The sequence below is a fragment of the Paenarthrobacter sp. 10L420 genome, assembly GCF_056395385.1.
The window spans coordinates 149,523-162,440 of the sequence record NZ_JBFTJK010000003.1; the positions used below are offsets into that span (position 1 = coordinate 149,523).

General features: G+C 60.3%; 16 protein-coding genes and 1 tRNA gene. 5 read left to right on the plus strand and 12 right to left on the minus strand.

What is annotated here, in order from left to right; translation table 11 throughout:
• Positions 1-53: 53 nt before the first annotated feature.
• Positions 54-944, plus strand: coding sequence for a hypothetical protein (locus tag AC1DD5_RS07460; RefSeq protein WP_477521050.1), 891 nt, complete (start codon positions 54-56; stop codon positions 942-944).
• A 7-nt stretch (positions 945-951) separates the two neighbouring features.
• On the opposite strand, the gene AC1DD5_RS07465 is transcribed toward AC1DD5_RS07460, so the two are convergent.
• The 4 genes from AC1DD5_RS07465 to AC1DD5_RS07480 form a co-directional block, all read right to left on the minus strand.
• Entirely contained in the window at positions 952-1,410 is a 459-nt protein-coding gene (locus AC1DD5_RS07465; RefSeq protein WP_477521051.1) for a hypothetical protein, read from the minus strand.
• 617 nt (positions 1,411-2,027) lie between these two features.
• A complete protein-coding gene (locus AC1DD5_RS07470; protein ID WP_477521052.1) occupies positions 2,028-2,927 on the minus strand; it encodes a diacylglycerol/lipid kinase family protein in 900 nt (299 codons plus the stop codon).
• A gap of 57 nt (positions 2,928-2,984) precedes the next feature.
• A complete protein-coding gene (locus AC1DD5_RS07475) occupies positions 2,985-3,776 on the minus strand; it encodes an IclR family transcriptional regulator (RefSeq protein WP_477521053.1) in 792 nt (263 codons plus the stop codon).
• 55 nt (positions 3,777-3,831) lie between these two features.
• Positions 3,832-4,683, minus strand: a complete 852-nt coding sequence (locus AC1DD5_RS07480; RefSeq protein ID WP_477521054.1) for a PhzF family phenazine biosynthesis protein — start codon at positions 4,681-4,683, stop codon at positions 3,832-3,834.
• A gap of 55 nt (positions 4,684-4,738) precedes the next feature.
• On the opposite strand from AC1DD5_RS07480, the gene AC1DD5_RS07485 reads away from it, so the two are divergent.
• Positions 4,739-5,167, plus strand: coding sequence for a DUF1801 domain-containing protein (locus AC1DD5_RS07485; protein ID WP_477521055.1), 429 nt, complete (start codon positions 4,739-4,741; stop codon positions 5,165-5,167).
• A 58-nt stretch (positions 5,168-5,225) separates the two neighbouring features.
• On the opposite strand, the gene rplI is transcribed toward AC1DD5_RS07485, so the two are convergent.
• The 5 genes from rplI to AC1DD5_RS07510 all read right to left on the minus strand — a co-directional run bounded on the left by rplI (position 5,226) and on the right by AC1DD5_RS07510 (position 7,373).
• On the minus strand, positions 5,226-5,678 hold the full coding sequence (gene rplI / locus AC1DD5_RS07490; RefSeq protein WP_223935139.1) for a 50S ribosomal protein L9: 453 nt from the start codon (positions 5,676-5,678) through the stop codon (positions 5,226-5,228).
• An 18-nt stretch (positions 5,679-5,696) separates the two neighbouring features.
• A complete protein-coding gene (gene rpsR / locus AC1DD5_RS07495) occupies positions 5,697-5,936 on the minus strand; it encodes a 30S ribosomal protein S18 (RefSeq protein WP_003800144.1) in 240 nt (79 codons plus the stop codon).
• Positions 5,937-6,063: 127 nt separating this feature from the next.
• Entirely contained in the window at positions 6,064-6,654 is a 591-nt protein-coding gene (locus AC1DD5_RS07500) for a single-stranded DNA-binding protein (protein WP_216924481.1), read from the minus strand.
• Positions 6,655-6,704: 50 nt separating this feature from the next.
• On the minus strand, positions 6,705-7,010 hold the full coding sequence (rpsF, locus tag AC1DD5_RS07505) for a 30S ribosomal protein S6 (RefSeq protein WP_021473324.1): 306 nt from the start codon (positions 7,008-7,010) through the stop codon (positions 6,705-6,707).
• A gap of 280 nt (positions 7,011-7,290) precedes the next feature.
• Positions 7,291-7,373 (minus strand) — tRNA-Leu (locus AC1DD5_RS07510).
• Between the two features lie 127 nt (positions 7,374-7,500).
• On the opposite strand from AC1DD5_RS07510, the gene AC1DD5_RS07515 reads away from it, so the two are divergent.
• From AC1DD5_RS07515 to AC1DD5_RS07525, 3 genes are all read left to right on the plus strand, one after another.
• Complete coding sequence (locus AC1DD5_RS07515) at positions 7,501-7,644, plus strand: hypothetical protein (RefSeq protein WP_442004922.1); 144 nt, start codon at positions 7,501-7,503, stop codon at positions 7,642-7,644.
• A 6-nt stretch (positions 7,645-7,650) separates the two neighbouring features.
• Positions 7,651-8,310, plus strand: a complete 660-nt coding sequence (locus AC1DD5_RS07520) for a DUF1345 domain-containing protein (protein WP_442004923.1) — start codon at positions 7,651-7,653, stop codon at positions 8,308-8,310.
• A 75-nt stretch (positions 8,311-8,385) separates the two neighbouring features.
• Complete coding sequence (locus AC1DD5_RS07525; protein ID WP_442004924.1) at positions 8,386-8,808, plus strand: hypothetical protein; 423 nt, start codon at positions 8,386-8,388, stop codon at positions 8,806-8,808.
• A 58-nt stretch (positions 8,809-8,866) separates the two neighbouring features.
• Here AC1DD5_RS07525 and AC1DD5_RS07530 read toward each other — a convergent pair whose 3' ends face one another.
• From AC1DD5_RS07530 to AC1DD5_RS07540, 3 genes are all read right to left on the minus strand, one after another.
• A complete protein-coding gene (locus AC1DD5_RS07530; protein ID WP_477521056.1) occupies positions 8,867-10,282 on the minus strand; it encodes an amino acid permease in 1,416 nt (471 codons plus the stop codon).
• Between the two features lie 242 nt (positions 10,283-10,524).
• The gene (locus AC1DD5_RS07535) at positions 10,525-11,832 is read right to left on the minus strand and encodes a M18 family aminopeptidase (protein WP_442004926.1); all 1,308 of its coding nucleotides are present in this window, start codon (positions 11,830-11,832) and stop codon (positions 10,525-10,527) included.
• Positions 11,833-11,869: 37 nt separating this feature from the next.
• Positions 11,870-12,760, minus strand: a complete 891-nt coding sequence (locus AC1DD5_RS07540) for an intradiol ring-cleavage dioxygenase (protein WP_442004927.1) — start codon at positions 12,758-12,760, stop codon at positions 11,870-11,872.
• Positions 12,761-12,918: the final 158 nt, after the last annotated feature.

Sequence of the window (12,918 nt, forward strand, 5' to 3'; positions counted from 1 at the left end):
CTAAGCTAAGCATGCTTATAAATTCTTCGCCATAGGCCGCCTACACTGTTGCCATGGTCAGCAGGGAGTGGCGCTATTGGGCGGCAGGCGTAGCCTTGCTTTCCACCCTGCCCCTTGCAGCATGTGACGGTTCCCCCCGCCAAGAACAGCCCACCAACTCCGAAGCACAGCCCATCTCCGTAGAGGTTAATCAATCCCGGGACCAATACGGCAAACAAGCCATCCTCATACAGCTCACCAACACCGCAGACACTACCGTTACCGTCAGCGGTGCGCGGCTGAAGTCCACGTTGTTTGAGAAGGACATCATCTGGGAGCCAACAGACGGCGCCCTGGAGCTACCGCCTCGGCAGCCCAAGAGCCTTCCTGCCAACCTGCCTGCGCCGCATTGCGGGCAGTCGCCTACTCAACCCCTCAAGGCCGTCGTTGAATATTCGGAACCAGCCAAGGGATCCGCAGAAACCTCGGTTGAGGCGCAGGATCCGTTCAACGTCCTGCCCCGGAACGCCGACGAGCTGTGCTTGGCAGCCGACGCTGCCGCCGTAGCTGCCATCGTCTTGGACTCCGATCTTGAGGTGGCCCGAGATGGTCGAACCGCCGTCGTGCGTCTTGTCATTACCCCTGCGGGCACTCCCGGTCAGTCGCCACAAAAGCTCACGATTAACTCCATCGACGGAACCACCCTGCTGGCCGAATCGCCCGCGGATCCCTGGCCCCGCGACCTCGCGACATCGTCCGGCGCCGGCCCGAAAGAGGTGCCCTTGACGATCCGTCCCGCGCGTTGCGACCCGCATGCGGTGGCCGAGGACAAGGTGGGAACGCTGTTGCCGCTAAGGATTTCGGTGGGTGCACGTGATGGCGTACTGAAAATTGCAGCACCAAATGAGTTGCGCGGGCGTATCTACGACTTCGTGACAGCGGCCTGTGGTGGGGCCGTTCATTAGGGCATTTCTATTTGTCAGTACTCGAAGTGACGGTCCCCTCCGAGAAGACGAACTCACCTACGACGGTGACGCCGTCGAGGTCGTAAACCGGGATACTCATCGGACCCTTGGCCCGGTTTGCCTGCCAATGCAATGCCTCTTCCGGCGACTTGAACAGCGATGGATCGCCAGTTGCTACTTTTCGTTCGTTGTTCTTGACATACCCAATGCGATCGTTGGTTGCATATGCCCGAATCAGGTCCGGTTCAACGGAAACCCCATCGACCTCAGTTGGAAGCCCATACGTTTGGCCGGCGGCATTTTTCTCGAAGGCGGCGTCACTTAACACGGCAGCGGGCGCTTGGGGCACTGCCTGGGGCTTGGCCGTCGGCTGGGATGTTGCGCTGGCAACTCCGATTCCGGCACCGCCGAGAAGAACTGCTCCCAGAAGGACGGTCGTCGTTCGGGTTTTCAATAGACGTTTCATTTTCCCCTCCGAAATTATGGACACTGGACGCTCCTCGGAAAAGGCCAGCACTGTCGAAAATTGTTTGGAAGCTTTTCAGACACTTGGCCTAGGACTCCAGTCCATGTACGGATGCCTTTAGGACGCTAATCACTTCGGGCGGTATCTGGGGATCATTGATCAGGCTCACAACCGGTTCATACCAGCGAAGTACACAGTTCGAATTGAGTCTGCCGAAGGCTATTAGGTCCTGATCCTCAAGCTTGTCGCCGTTGATCAGTCGTCGAAGGGATGGGAGGGCAAGCGAAGCAGCAATTATCAGTTGTGCATCGATCGGGACCATGGGCTCACCGCTGATCCATGACCTCAGCGGCTCACCAGGTCTGTAGTTGGCGGATTCCCGTGGCAACTCCGGTGAAGGACTGATGGACACCAAGTGTTGTCGCCTCTCTCACGGACTAGGTAAATTCCTCACAGGATTTCCCACGATTGATCCGGCCCTGCCTGTGTGCACCAGACAAACAGTGAGGGGCGGACACATACTATGTGGGCCTGCATACGGAAACGTGACGTGGTTCTCAATGATCCGGCCAGGGAAATTCAGACAACCTACCCGGACGCTGCCAGAGAGACTGGATTTAGCCCACTGTCGCCAGAGCGGCCGGAGCGCATTCCACCCTGACTTTCACATTGGCTTCCACCGTCTTCACTTCACCGTCCATCTGGTATGGCAGGGGTTTGAGTGTAGTGAATTCGTAGCTGCTCACGCTCGGCTGATCGCCCAGACCCTGCGTGGTTGCTCGGAGGGCAGTCAGGAGCACTCGCCATTTGGGCATGTGCGGAAAGATGATGACCTCAAATTTCCCGTCCGAGGGGTGATCGTCGGCCTCACTGAGCGTGGCGTACTTGGCCATTTCGGGGATGTTGGCGAAAACCAGGCTGTCGAATTTCCTGCGTTTGCCCTCGGAGGTGCGGATGCCGAAGGGCTCGAATTTCGAGAAGGTCTTGATGACCGAAACCATCTCAGTCAGGGCTCCCTTGCTGCCCTTTTCGAGCTCGGTGGCCACAACAGGTGTGAGGCCGAATCCGATATAGGAATGCGCATACTCCAACGGCTCGCCTTCTTTTTGGCCAGTGTGAATGCTCAGGAGGTCAATTTTCCGGACGTGTCCCTCAGCAATAGCCTCTTCCAGTGGCTTGGTTCCCGTGATCCGACGGTGATCGTTGGCGTTGCCCGCGGCCATGACCGCACACACCGCTTGCGGGTTTCCGGCCTGCATCACGCCGTTGACAACCTCGTTATAGCCACCATCACCGCTCACGGAGACAACAAGGACGTCGCCTCCCTTTGCTGCCGCCGTCCGGGCCAACTCCACAGCATGTCCAGCGTGTTCAGTGGGCTGCAGGGTAATCTCTGGCGCGTAGGGCAGCATGTCCTTCAGCTTGACCTGTAATTGCTCGGCCAGTTCGGGCGCATTGCCCGTGCTGTTGGGATTGAAAATAATGGTGATCGATTCAAAAGTTCGTGCAGAATCCATAATGTGCTCCTTGCGTGTGCGCCCGTTTGGTTACTACCCGTTAGCTCTTAATATCCCCTACGACTCCCCCGGGAACCGCCCACCAATGAGTCTGGTCATATGTTCCGCGGTCGCGAGCAAAGGTTCCACCCACGCTTGGCACGTTTCCAGTGGCATCCGCAGCGTAGGGCCGCTGATGGTGACCGCGCCCACGAGGGCAGCAGCTGAATCGAACACCGGCGCCGAGAGCCCGGACGCACCATCTTCCCGCTCCCCTACAGAGATCGCAAAGCCATCGGCCCGCGTCTTCTTGACCGCGATCTCTAATTCCTCTGAGCTGGTGATCGTGTAGTCCGTAATGGGCTCCAACGGGTCGCGAAGAACAGACTCCATCAATTCAGGAGACCAAGCGAGCAGGACCCTCCCCGCCGAACCTGCGTGGAGCGGAATGATCTTGCCAAGGTGCATCTCGCGGCGGAGCGCGTGACGGGTATCTGCCATAGCGACGCACACGCGGTAGTGCTGTTCGGCTTTGAAGAAGCACGCAGTCTCACCGGTAGTATCGCGCAACGTCTTGAGTAGCGGGCTCAGGATGTCCACCACCTCCATGCCACGGGTGGCTGGAGCTGCCCAATAGGCCATCCGCATGCCAATGCGGTAAGCGTCGCCCTCCCGGTCCAGGAATCCTTGGGACGTCAGGTTGGTGACGAGACGCTGCACCGTGGATGTCGGCATCCCTGTGTACTCGCGAATGTCGCTCAGCTGCAGCACCGGCTTCGATAGGGAAAAGGCGTCCAGGATGGACGTGATCTTGCCCAGGACAAGCAAAGGGTTGCCGTTGGCCTTCGCGGAAGCATCGGATGCTGACATAAGTCTCACGCTAAACGCTTGCCGAAGGGGACGCCAATCCCCCGGGCCGGTTGAGCTACAACAGGACAGTGCCCTGGATGCAAGTAACAGATGCCCCTCCGACCCAGATGTCACCGTCCTCAGCCTTCACATGGATACGACCCGCCCTGCCCAAGGCAGTGCCCTGCGCCGCCACGTATTCTTCAGGAGCCCGGCCGCTGCCGATCAGCCACTGCGCTGCACCGGCATTGAAACTGCCGGTCACGGGATCTTCCACCATCGCGTCGCCTGGAATGAACGTCCGCACTTCAAAGTCGACGTCGGAACCGGGCTCGTGCGGGCCGATCACCCCGACCTTGAGATCACCCATGGCCACCAGATCCGGCTCGATCGCCAGGACCTGTTCGGCGGACTCAAGCAGGACACCAACCCACTCAGGGCCGTTCACCAGCCATGATGCGTCCAGCAAGGAGTCCTCCAGCAGCCTAAGACCGGCCGCCAGCTGGGAACGAACATCGGCATCCACCGGCTCGAAGCGGGTCAGTGGTGGTGCAGCAAAAGCCAGCCGACCGGCGTCGTGCTTCACCCGGACCAAACCTGCGCCACATTCCTGCACCACGACGCCGTCTTCCTTGGGCTCTCCCCCCGCCTGCAGCCAGGTGTGTGCGGAGCCGAGGGTTGGGTGCCCAGCGAACGGGAACTCCTCGCTGCCCGTGAAGATGCGCACACGGTAGTCCGCACGCGGATCTGTTGGAGGGAGAAGGAAGGTGGTCTCGGAGAGGTTGGTCCAATTAGCAAAGTGCTGCATCGCCTCGCTGCTCAGTCCCTCTGCGTCAACTACTACTGCCAGCGGGTTACCGCGATATGGCTGGGCTGAGAAGACGTCAACTTGGTGGAAGGGGCGGATGCGCAAGGATTCTGAAGTCACCGCTGCAGGCTATCACTGGGTGGCCGACCCGTCGTCCGTCTGCAAAACTACGAGCATGGCAGAGAACAAGACCCACCCCACGGACGTGTCCGTGGATGAATTCCTGTCCTCCGTGGAGCATCCAGGCCGGCGCGCCGATGGGTTGGAACTGCGGAGGATGATGCAGGAGATCACCGGCGAGGAAGGTGTTATGTGGGGGCCCACCATCGTGGGATTTGGCAGCTACCACTACAAATACGAGAGCGGACGGGAAGGTGACTCCGCCGCCGTCGGATTCTCACCGCGCAAGGCGAACCTGGCGCTCTACGGCCTCACGTACGGTCCCGATACCGACCGCCTGCTTCCGGAGTTGGGCAAGCACAAAACCGGAGCCGCATGTTTATACATCAATAGGCTGGACGACGTGGACCGTGAGGTCCTCGCAGAGATGATCCGGACGGGCTACCAACACGTCATGTCGGAGCTCCACACGGCGTCCTCATAAGCAAAAGGACCCCCACCACCGAAAACCGGTGACGGGGGTCCTTCTTAGCAGTCAGAGACTACTTCCCTGCAACGACCTCGAGGTCGATAACAGCGGAAACATCCTCGTGCAGGCGAACGTTGGCCTGGTACGAACCGACAGACTTGATGTGGTTCGGCAGTTCAACGTTGCGCTTGTCGATGGCGCCGAGGCCAGCGGCCTCAACAGCAGCAGCGACATCAGCAGGCTTGACGGTGCCGAAGAGACGACCGGACTCGCCGGCCTTCACCTCGAGCTTGACCTTCTTGGAGGACAGAGCCTGAGCCTGTGCCTGTGCAGCTTCAACAGAAGCGTGGGCACGAGCAGCGCGGGCAGCCTTGATGGACTCAACCTGCTTCTCGCCACCCTTGGTCCAAGTCAGAGCGAAGCCGCGGGGCAGCAGGAAGTTACGTGCGTAACCGTCCTTGACCTCGACAACGTCGCCAGCAGCACCGAGACCGGTTACTTCGTGGGTCAGAATGAGCTTTGCCATGTTAGTTAATCCCTTCCCTTAGCCGCGGCCAGCGCCGGAGTAAGGCAGCAGAGCAACTTCGCGGGCGTTCTTGATTGCCTGGGCGATCTTGCGCTGTTCCTGAACGGTAACGCCAGTAACGCGACGAGCGCGGATCTTTCCGCGGTCGGAGATGAACTTGCGCAGCAGTGCTACGTCCTTGTAGTCGATGACGGTGATGTCAGCGGCCTTCAAGGGGTTGGACTTTGGTTTGGGCTTACGGAGTTCAGCCTTAGCCATCGTGGAGCTCCTTTTCTATGGAGCCCGTGGATATTGATCCACGGGATGGTGGTGTTCGACGGCGGTAATCGCCCGGATGCCTTGCGGCAGTCCCGGCGGGTTCCGGCGTCGGACTTTTTCTTGGTGTTTAGAAGGGAGGTTCGGAATCCGGGCCGTTGCCCCAGCCGCCTGCATTGCTGACACCGGGCGTAGCCCAAGGGTCATCCTGCTGTGCGGGCTGGTTGCCGCCCCAGTTTCCACCGGAGTTGCCGCCCTGGCTTGCACCAGCTGCTGCACCTCCTCCAAAGCCACCGGCGTTACCGCCACCGAAGCCACCCTGGCCACCGTTTCCGGCGCCGAACTGGCCACCGGAGCGCTGGGTACGGTTGACTTTGGCGTTTGCGTAACGCAAGCTGGGGCCGATTTCATCGACCTCAAGCTCGATAACGGTGCGCTTCTCGCCTTCTTTGGTTTCGTAAGAACGGCTCTTCAAACGGCCGGAGACAATGACGCGCATGCCCTTGGTGAGGGACTCGGCCACGTTCTCGGCTGCTTCGCGCCAGACAGAAGCGCGGAGGAACAGGGTTTCCCCGTCCTTCCACTCATTCGACTGGCGGTCAAAGGTCCGGGGAGTAGAAGCGATGGTGAAGTTCGCTACTGCTGAGCCAGACGGGGTGAACCGCAGCTCCGGGTCATTGGTGAGATTACCGATGACCGTAATAGTGGTTTCGCCTGCCATCTACTGCCTCCTTGTTCGTTCCTGCGGTGTAAAGATCTGGAAGGGGCTGATTACTCAGCAACGACCTTCTGGTCTTCGGGGCGGATGATCTTGGTGCGCATGATCGTCTCGTTAAGAGACAGCTGGCGGTCAAGTTCCTTGGCGGTAGCCGGCTCAGCGGTGAAGTTCACCACTGCGTAGATACCTTCGGACTTCTTCTTGATGTCGTATGCCAGACGGCGACGGCCCCAGATGTCAACCTTCTCGATGGTTCCACCATCGGTGGTGATGACATTGAGGAACTTCTGAAGCGACGGCTCTACGGTACGCTCTTCGACCTCGGGGTCGATGATTACCATCAATTCGTAAGGACGCATATGTGAACCCACCTCCTTTGGGCTAAGCGGTTACGGTATTTCCGTAACAGGAGGTTCATTTGCGATGCTGTGGCTCGCTCCCCCGCCGAAGACTCGGAAGGAGGGCGCAACACAGACTTCAATATCTTAGTGCATCTCCTGCACTCAAAGCTATTCGGTGGGGTCGCGGACCGAAACCTGCCAGTTGCCGTATGTGGATAACCCCGGCTCTGCAGGAAGCTGGCGCCCGCTTGAAACGACAAAACCCCTGGAAGATCAGCGATCTTCCAGGGGTCTCCTGTGCGCGGAGGGGGACTTGAACCCCCACCCCCTTTCGAGGACTAGCACCTCAAGCTAGCGCGTCTGCCATTCCGCCACCCGCGCAGGGTGATTCGAAGAAACAGTGTTTCGTTTTTCTCCGTAACAGCGACAAAGACACTAACACGAGGATGCCCATTCCGTAGATTCCTGCGTCCCGGATCAAAAGGGGAACCCGAGCTAGGGTGGGGGCATGGATGCACTCAACTCCCTGGTCCTGACAGTCGTTTTCGCAGCGATCTTCCTCTACGCCCTCTATTTCGTGGTCCGTTCGGGCGTACGGGATGGCATCCTTCAGGCCGACAAGAAGCGCAGCAGCACCGGCGTCGGTGACTAGGTGGCCATGAACAATGTCCGAGTCAGGCGCAGCCGGTTGCGCTTCGTTGTCATGGTGGCAGCGGGCGCCGCAGCCTTCGTGGTCACAGGCTTCGCAGGCAGCTGGGTTGATGCCCCGGCCGTGGGCTGGGCAACGGCCGCGCTGATCTATGTTGCGTGGGTGTGGCTGGTGATAGCGCGGATGGATCCCGCCGAAACGCAGCACCACGCGACCTCCGAGGACCCGTCCCGTGGGGCCACCGACCTTCTGATCCTCATCGCAAACCTGGCCAGCATCGCAGCCGCGGTCGCGGTCATCGTCAACTCGCACACCGAAGGATCGGACACGCGCTTTTACTCGGCCGCACTGTCCCTTGCATGCGTAGCCCTGTCCTGGACGCTGGTCCAAACGCTCTTCACCCTGCGCTATGCGGAGCTCTACTACAGCCCTGACGCCGACGCCGGTGGTGGAGTTGGCGGCATCAGCTTTAACCAGGATCGCCCACCGCAATACACGGATTTCGCTTACCTGGCCACCAGCCTGGGCATGACGTATCAGGTCTCAGACACCAACCTGAGCAACCATAGGATCCGGCTTGAGGCCTTGAAACACAGTCTGCTGTCCTACCTGTTCGGCACCGTTATCCTGGCAGTCACCATCAACCTCGTTATCGGCTTGGCCCAGTAGCCCATACCGCCCGACGCTCCGTTCCCGGTGGGACGCTAAGTTCCCGGCGGCGCACCCAGGCGTAGGCTACTTGCCATGAAGCCCCGGCTGATTTGGGTTGCGGCCGTCATTCTCGTGGCCGCGATCGGCGGACTGGTGTGGTTCGCGGTGGACAAGTCGCGCGTGTGCCCAGCCATTGGGAGCGCCACGCCGATCGAGCTGAAGATAGCGTCGACGCCAAGCCGCGTCCAGGCATGTTTCGGAGACGGCTGCACACCGCGGCCCCTCCAGCAGCAGACGGATGGCCGCTGGCTCGTCCCTCAGGAGCCTCCGTACCTACCCGCCGGGCAGTCAACCTCCACTCCGGGCGTGGTGGCCAGGGTCCGCGTTGTGGTCAAGGAGACAGGCAAACGCCAGCGGGACGCCATCTTCGACATCCCTGCGATACCGGGTGTTCCGGACACCACCGGCGCACAATGCCCCGGGCCCATCCAGTACCTCCCCGTTGAGGTGCCTTAACCACAAACGGGGCAGCCGCCGTCGAACGCTGACGGCGGCTGCCCGGACGAAAGGACGCTTACGACGCCGGACCGGAACCCAACGTCACACGCTCGGCTTCCCCATCACCCACCGGAGCGGACTGCGTCCCGCGCTTGCGGTATCGGAATACGCCGATGGCGACGACAACCGCAGCCAGAGCAAGCGAGAGGAAGAGCGATTCTCGTGTGGATTCAAGGATCACCATGCCGATGATGAGCGCGATGATGCTTCCAATCGCCATCCACGTGAGGTACGGGAAGAACCACATCTTGAGATCGAGGTCCTTGGCGGCCGCGCCCATTCGGCGGCGAAGGATGAGCTGTGAGCTGGCGATGACCAGCCACACAAACAAGGCGATGGCACCGGACGTATTGACAAGGAACAGGAACACGGTGTCCGGAGCAACGTAGTTCAGGCCAACCGTGATGAACCCGACCACGGTGGAGGCCAGTACTGCCGCCGCAGGCACGCCGCGCTTGGAAATCTTCATCCAGGATTTGGGGGCGTCGCCACGCTGCGAGAGCGAGAAAAGCATGCGGCTTGCTGTGTACAGACCCGAGTTCAGGCAGGAAAGAACCGATGTGAGGACCACGATGTCCATGATGGTGCCGGCACCCGGGATTCCGTAGAGCTCGATCACGGCAACGTACGGGCTCTTGGCAACTGAAGCGCTGTTCCACGGCAGGAGCGTGACCACAATGGCAATGGAGCCGATGTAGAAGATAAGAATGCGCCATACCGTGGACTTCACGGCCTTCTTGACGGCGTCCACAGGATTTTCGGATTCACCAGCGGCGATGGTGGCAATCTCGGCACCGAAGAACGAGAAGACCACCACGAGGATGCCGGCCAGGACAGCGCCCGGACCGTTGGGCATGAAGCCGCCCTGATCCAGGAGGTTGGCGACGCCCGGCGCGGAAACGCCCGGGATCAGGCCAAGGATCGCTGCAATGCCTGCGAGCAGGAAGATGACGATTGCGGCCACCTTGATGGATGCGAACCAGAATTCGAACTCGCCGTACGACTTCACCGAGCCAAGATTCGTCAGCGTCAGAAGCACCATGAGAACCAGTGCCCAAACCCATTGGTCGACGCCTGGAACCCAGCGATGCATGATGGCAGCGCCGGCGGTGGCCTCGATGCCGAGCACGATGATCCAGAACCACGCGTAGAGCCAGCCGATACTGAATCCGGCCCAGCGGCCCAGCGCCTTGTCTGCATAGGTGGAGAAGGAGCCTGTCTCCGGGTTGGCCGCGGCCATCTCGCCAAGCATCCTCATGACGAGGATAACCACCAGGCCAGCAGCCAAATAGGCGACGAGGATGCCCGGCCCAGCCTGTTGGATTGCGGCACCGGAGCCCACAAACAGCCCAGCACCAATCACGCCGGCAATGGCGATCATGGAGAGGTGTCGTGGTTTCAGGGACTTTGAGAGCTGTTGGTCAGCGTGCATGGGTCGGCGCCGTCCTTAGTGTCTTTGGAGAGTGCCCGAGTTGATGTGCAGCGGGCCACATGGCTTTTCCACAGTAGCCATCCGGGCAGGGCAAAAATCCTGTGCGGGTGCACATTTTGCGGTTCTCAAAAAAGGAAGCATGCACAAAAAGTATGATAATAAGCATCGAAAGTTTCCTATAGGAAACTTTAGAAACGCCATTGAAATGAGTCTTTGAGGCTTTTTAGCCTCCATGCGGGAACTTAGACCTGGGTCCGGAAGAACAGTTCCGCCACAGAAGCCAAACGGAGCGGGTCCTCGACGCCGCACAACTCCCGTGCCGAATGCATGGACAGCAGGGGGATGCCGACATCAACTGTCCTGATGCCCAGCCGCGTCGCGGTCAGTGGACCGATGGTGGAACCGCACGGAAGGTCGTTGTTGGAGACATATTCCTGATACGGCACATTAGCGTCCTTGCACATACGCGCCCACAGCGCAGCTCCCGTCGCGTCGGTGGCGTAGCGCTGGTTGGCGTTGATCTTCAACAGCGGCCCACCGTTGAGTACGGGACGGTTTACGGGATCATGCCGCTCAGCGTAGTTCGGGTGGACGGCGTGGCCGGCATCGGCAGAGAGACAGAACGACGCTGCCAGGGACTGACGCCGCTGGCTCCCCGAGGCGCCAAGACCGTCAGAGATTCGGGTCAGGATGTCCTCAAGGATGGGTCCGCAGGCGCCCGAGCGCGAGTTGGAACCGATCTCTTCATGGTCGAACGCGGCGAGGACAGCGATGGGGCCGTCCTGAGCGCCCGCTTTCGCATGTTCTATCAATGCCACCAAGCCAGCGTGGGTCGAAGAAAGGTTGTCCAAGCGGCCGGAGGCGAAGAACTCACCCTTTGCGCCGAAAACCGCGGGTGCCTGCGTGTCCGCCACCACGACGTCGTAACCCCCGATATCTGCCGGATCAACGGTGATGCCCTCGATTCGACCGGCAAGCAGGCCTAAGAGATCCTCGTTGGCCGGCTCGCCCAGCCCGAAAATCGGGTTCATGTGCTGCTGCTTGGACAGAAGGAGGCCACTGTCATTGACCGCACGGTCCAAGTGGATAGCCAGTTGCGGGAAGCGCAGGAGCGGGCCGGTTGCAGTCAAGTGGTGCGTGCCGTCGCGTAGCACCAAGCGGCCGGCCAGTTGCAGCTCGCGGTCCAGCCAGGAGTTAAGGAGAGGCCCGCCGTACACCTCGACTCCTGCTTGCAGCCAACCGAACTTGCCAGTGGTGGGCTTCGGCTTCAGTTTGAAGGAGGGGGAGTCCGTGTGGGCGCCCAGGATATTGAAGCCTGTGGTGGGACCAGCATTTTGGGGAGTAACCCATGCGATCAGGGCGCCATCGCGGATGACGTAGAAGTTACCCGCGCCACCTTCCCACGGCTGCAGTTCATCCAGTGAGCTGAAGCCAGCGCTATTCAGCCGGCGAGCGGCCTCGTGCACTGCATGGAAGCTGGACGGCGACGCCGAAACATACGCACCGAGGTCCTGGACGTGGTCAACTGCTGCGGAGGCATTCGAAGGCATGCCCCCGAGTCTAGCCGCGCGCTTCGACCTCCTCGCGTCAGACCGTGACGTTCAGCGCGGCTGTGTAACCTCCCTGGACCGAACCAGACATGGTGGCCAGCTGATATATGCCTCCATCGTCACCAAAGACGTTGTCGTCTGCCAGGGTGCTCTTTGCGAAGTTCCGGCCACTCGATTCATATCCCGCCGAGGCGTAGACGTCCTTGCAGGCCGCCTCCGTCAGGGCAATCTGGGAAACTGCCAACACCTGCCCAGCCGCAGACGTGTTGCTCATGGATTCAAATACCTCAAAGTGAATATGAGGCCACCGGCCACTGTAGGCGCCGGGATAGATGGTGGTGAAAGTGACCTGGCCGTTGCTGTCGGCTTCCTGGACGCCCCGGAGGTAGTTCTCGTTCTTCAGCCCCGAGTCGTACAGGGAATACTTTCCATTCTGGTCACAGTGCCATGCATAGACCGCTGCGCCCGCCAGCGGCGAGCACCCGTTGGCGTTGTCCAGCAGAGTTAGCGTGAAAGTCAGTGGGACACCGGTGGCCTTCGAGGTGGAGCTACCGAAGCTTGAGGTGATGTCCTTGCGGACCACTCCCGATGCTTCGAGCACATTCGGCCCATTGGAACCATCGCCGGGGTAGGGGCCGAGTGTTTCCTCGGGGATCTCTACTCCGCATTCAGCGAGTGCACGCGTCACGGTACTGGTGGCGGAAGGCGTTCCGGCCGCCGTCGTGCTTTCTGTTCCGGTAGCGGCAGCAGCGCTGGAAGACGACGACGGCGATGCGCTGCCACCTCCGGAACCCGGCGTACAAGCAGCCAGGGCTGCTGCCGTCCCGGCGCCGAACAGGACGCCCAATGTGCGCCGGCGGCTAAGGAGAGTGGAGAGATCGAATTCAAGGCCGCGATCGTGGTCTGGATGGGGCTGCGGGGAGGTCATGGGTCCATCAAACCCACAGGGGCTGTGCCTTGTACATGCCAAACCCATGGGGGAGCTGTGAAAGCTGCGGGCTAAGGACTCGCGAACAGTGTGTGCAATATAAACATTTCTATATGCTTGTAATGCTCGTCACCTTGTGCCACGATTGCTCCCAGTAA

Excerpts from the sequence above, each read along its gene's own strand:
- AC1DD5_RS07515 (WP_442004922.1), top strand. The coding sequence starts at position 7,501 with ATGGATGCACTCAACTCCCTGGTCCTGACAGTCGTTTTCGCAGCGATC.
- AC1DD5_RS07485 (WP_477521055.1), top strand. The coding sequence starts at position 4,739 with ATGGCAGAGAACAAGACCCACCCCACGGACGTGTCCGTGGATGAATTC.
- rpsF (WP_021473324.1), bottom strand. The coding sequence starts at position 7,010 with ATGCGTCCTTACGAATTGATGGTAATCATCGACCCCGAGGTCGAAGAG.
- rpsR (WP_003800144.1), bottom strand. The coding sequence starts at position 5,936 with ATGGCTAAGGCTGAACTCCGTAAGCCCAAACCAAAGTCCAACCCCTTG.
- AC1DD5_RS07520 (WP_442004923.1), top strand. The coding sequence starts at position 7,651 with ATGAACAATGTCCGAGTCAGGCGCAGCCGGTTGCGCTTCGTTGTCATG.
- AC1DD5_RS07525 (WP_442004924.1), top strand. The coding sequence starts at position 8,386 with ATGAAGCCCCGGCTGATTTGGGTTGCGGCCGTCATTCTCGTGGCCGCG.
- AC1DD5_RS07535 (WP_442004926.1), bottom strand. The coding sequence starts at position 11,832 with ATGCCTTCGAATGCCTCCGCAGCAGTTGACCACGTCCAGGACCTCGGT.
- AC1DD5_RS07465 (WP_477521051.1), bottom strand. The coding sequence starts at position 1,410 with ATGAAACGTCTATTGAAAACCCGAACGACGACCGTCCTTCTGGGAGCA.
- rplI (WP_223935139.1), bottom strand. The coding sequence starts at position 5,678 with ATGGCAAAGCTCATTCTGACCCACGAAGTAACCGGTCTCGGTGCTGCT.
- AC1DD5_RS07475 (WP_477521053.1), bottom strand. The coding sequence starts at position 3,776 with ATGTCAGCATCCGATGCTTCCGCGAAGGCCAACGGCAACCCTTTGCTT.
- AC1DD5_RS07500 (WP_216924481.1), bottom strand. The coding sequence starts at position 6,654 with ATGGCAGGCGAAACCACTATTACGGTCATCGGTAATCTCACCAATGAC.
- AC1DD5_RS07470 (WP_477521052.1), bottom strand. The coding sequence starts at position 2,927 with ATGGATTCTGCACGAACTTTTGAATCGATCACCATTATTTTCAATCCC.
- AC1DD5_RS07530 (WP_477521056.1), bottom strand. The coding sequence starts at position 10,282 with ATGCACGCTGACCAACAGCTCTCAAAGTCCCTGAAACCACGACACCTC.
- AC1DD5_RS07540 (WP_442004927.1), bottom strand. The coding sequence starts at position 12,760 with ATGACCTCCCCGCAGCCCCATCCAGACCACGATCGCGGCCTTGAATTC.
- AC1DD5_RS07460 (WP_477521050.1), top strand. The coding sequence starts at position 54 with ATGGTCAGCAGGGAGTGGCGCTATTGGGCGGCAGGCGTAGCCTTGCTT.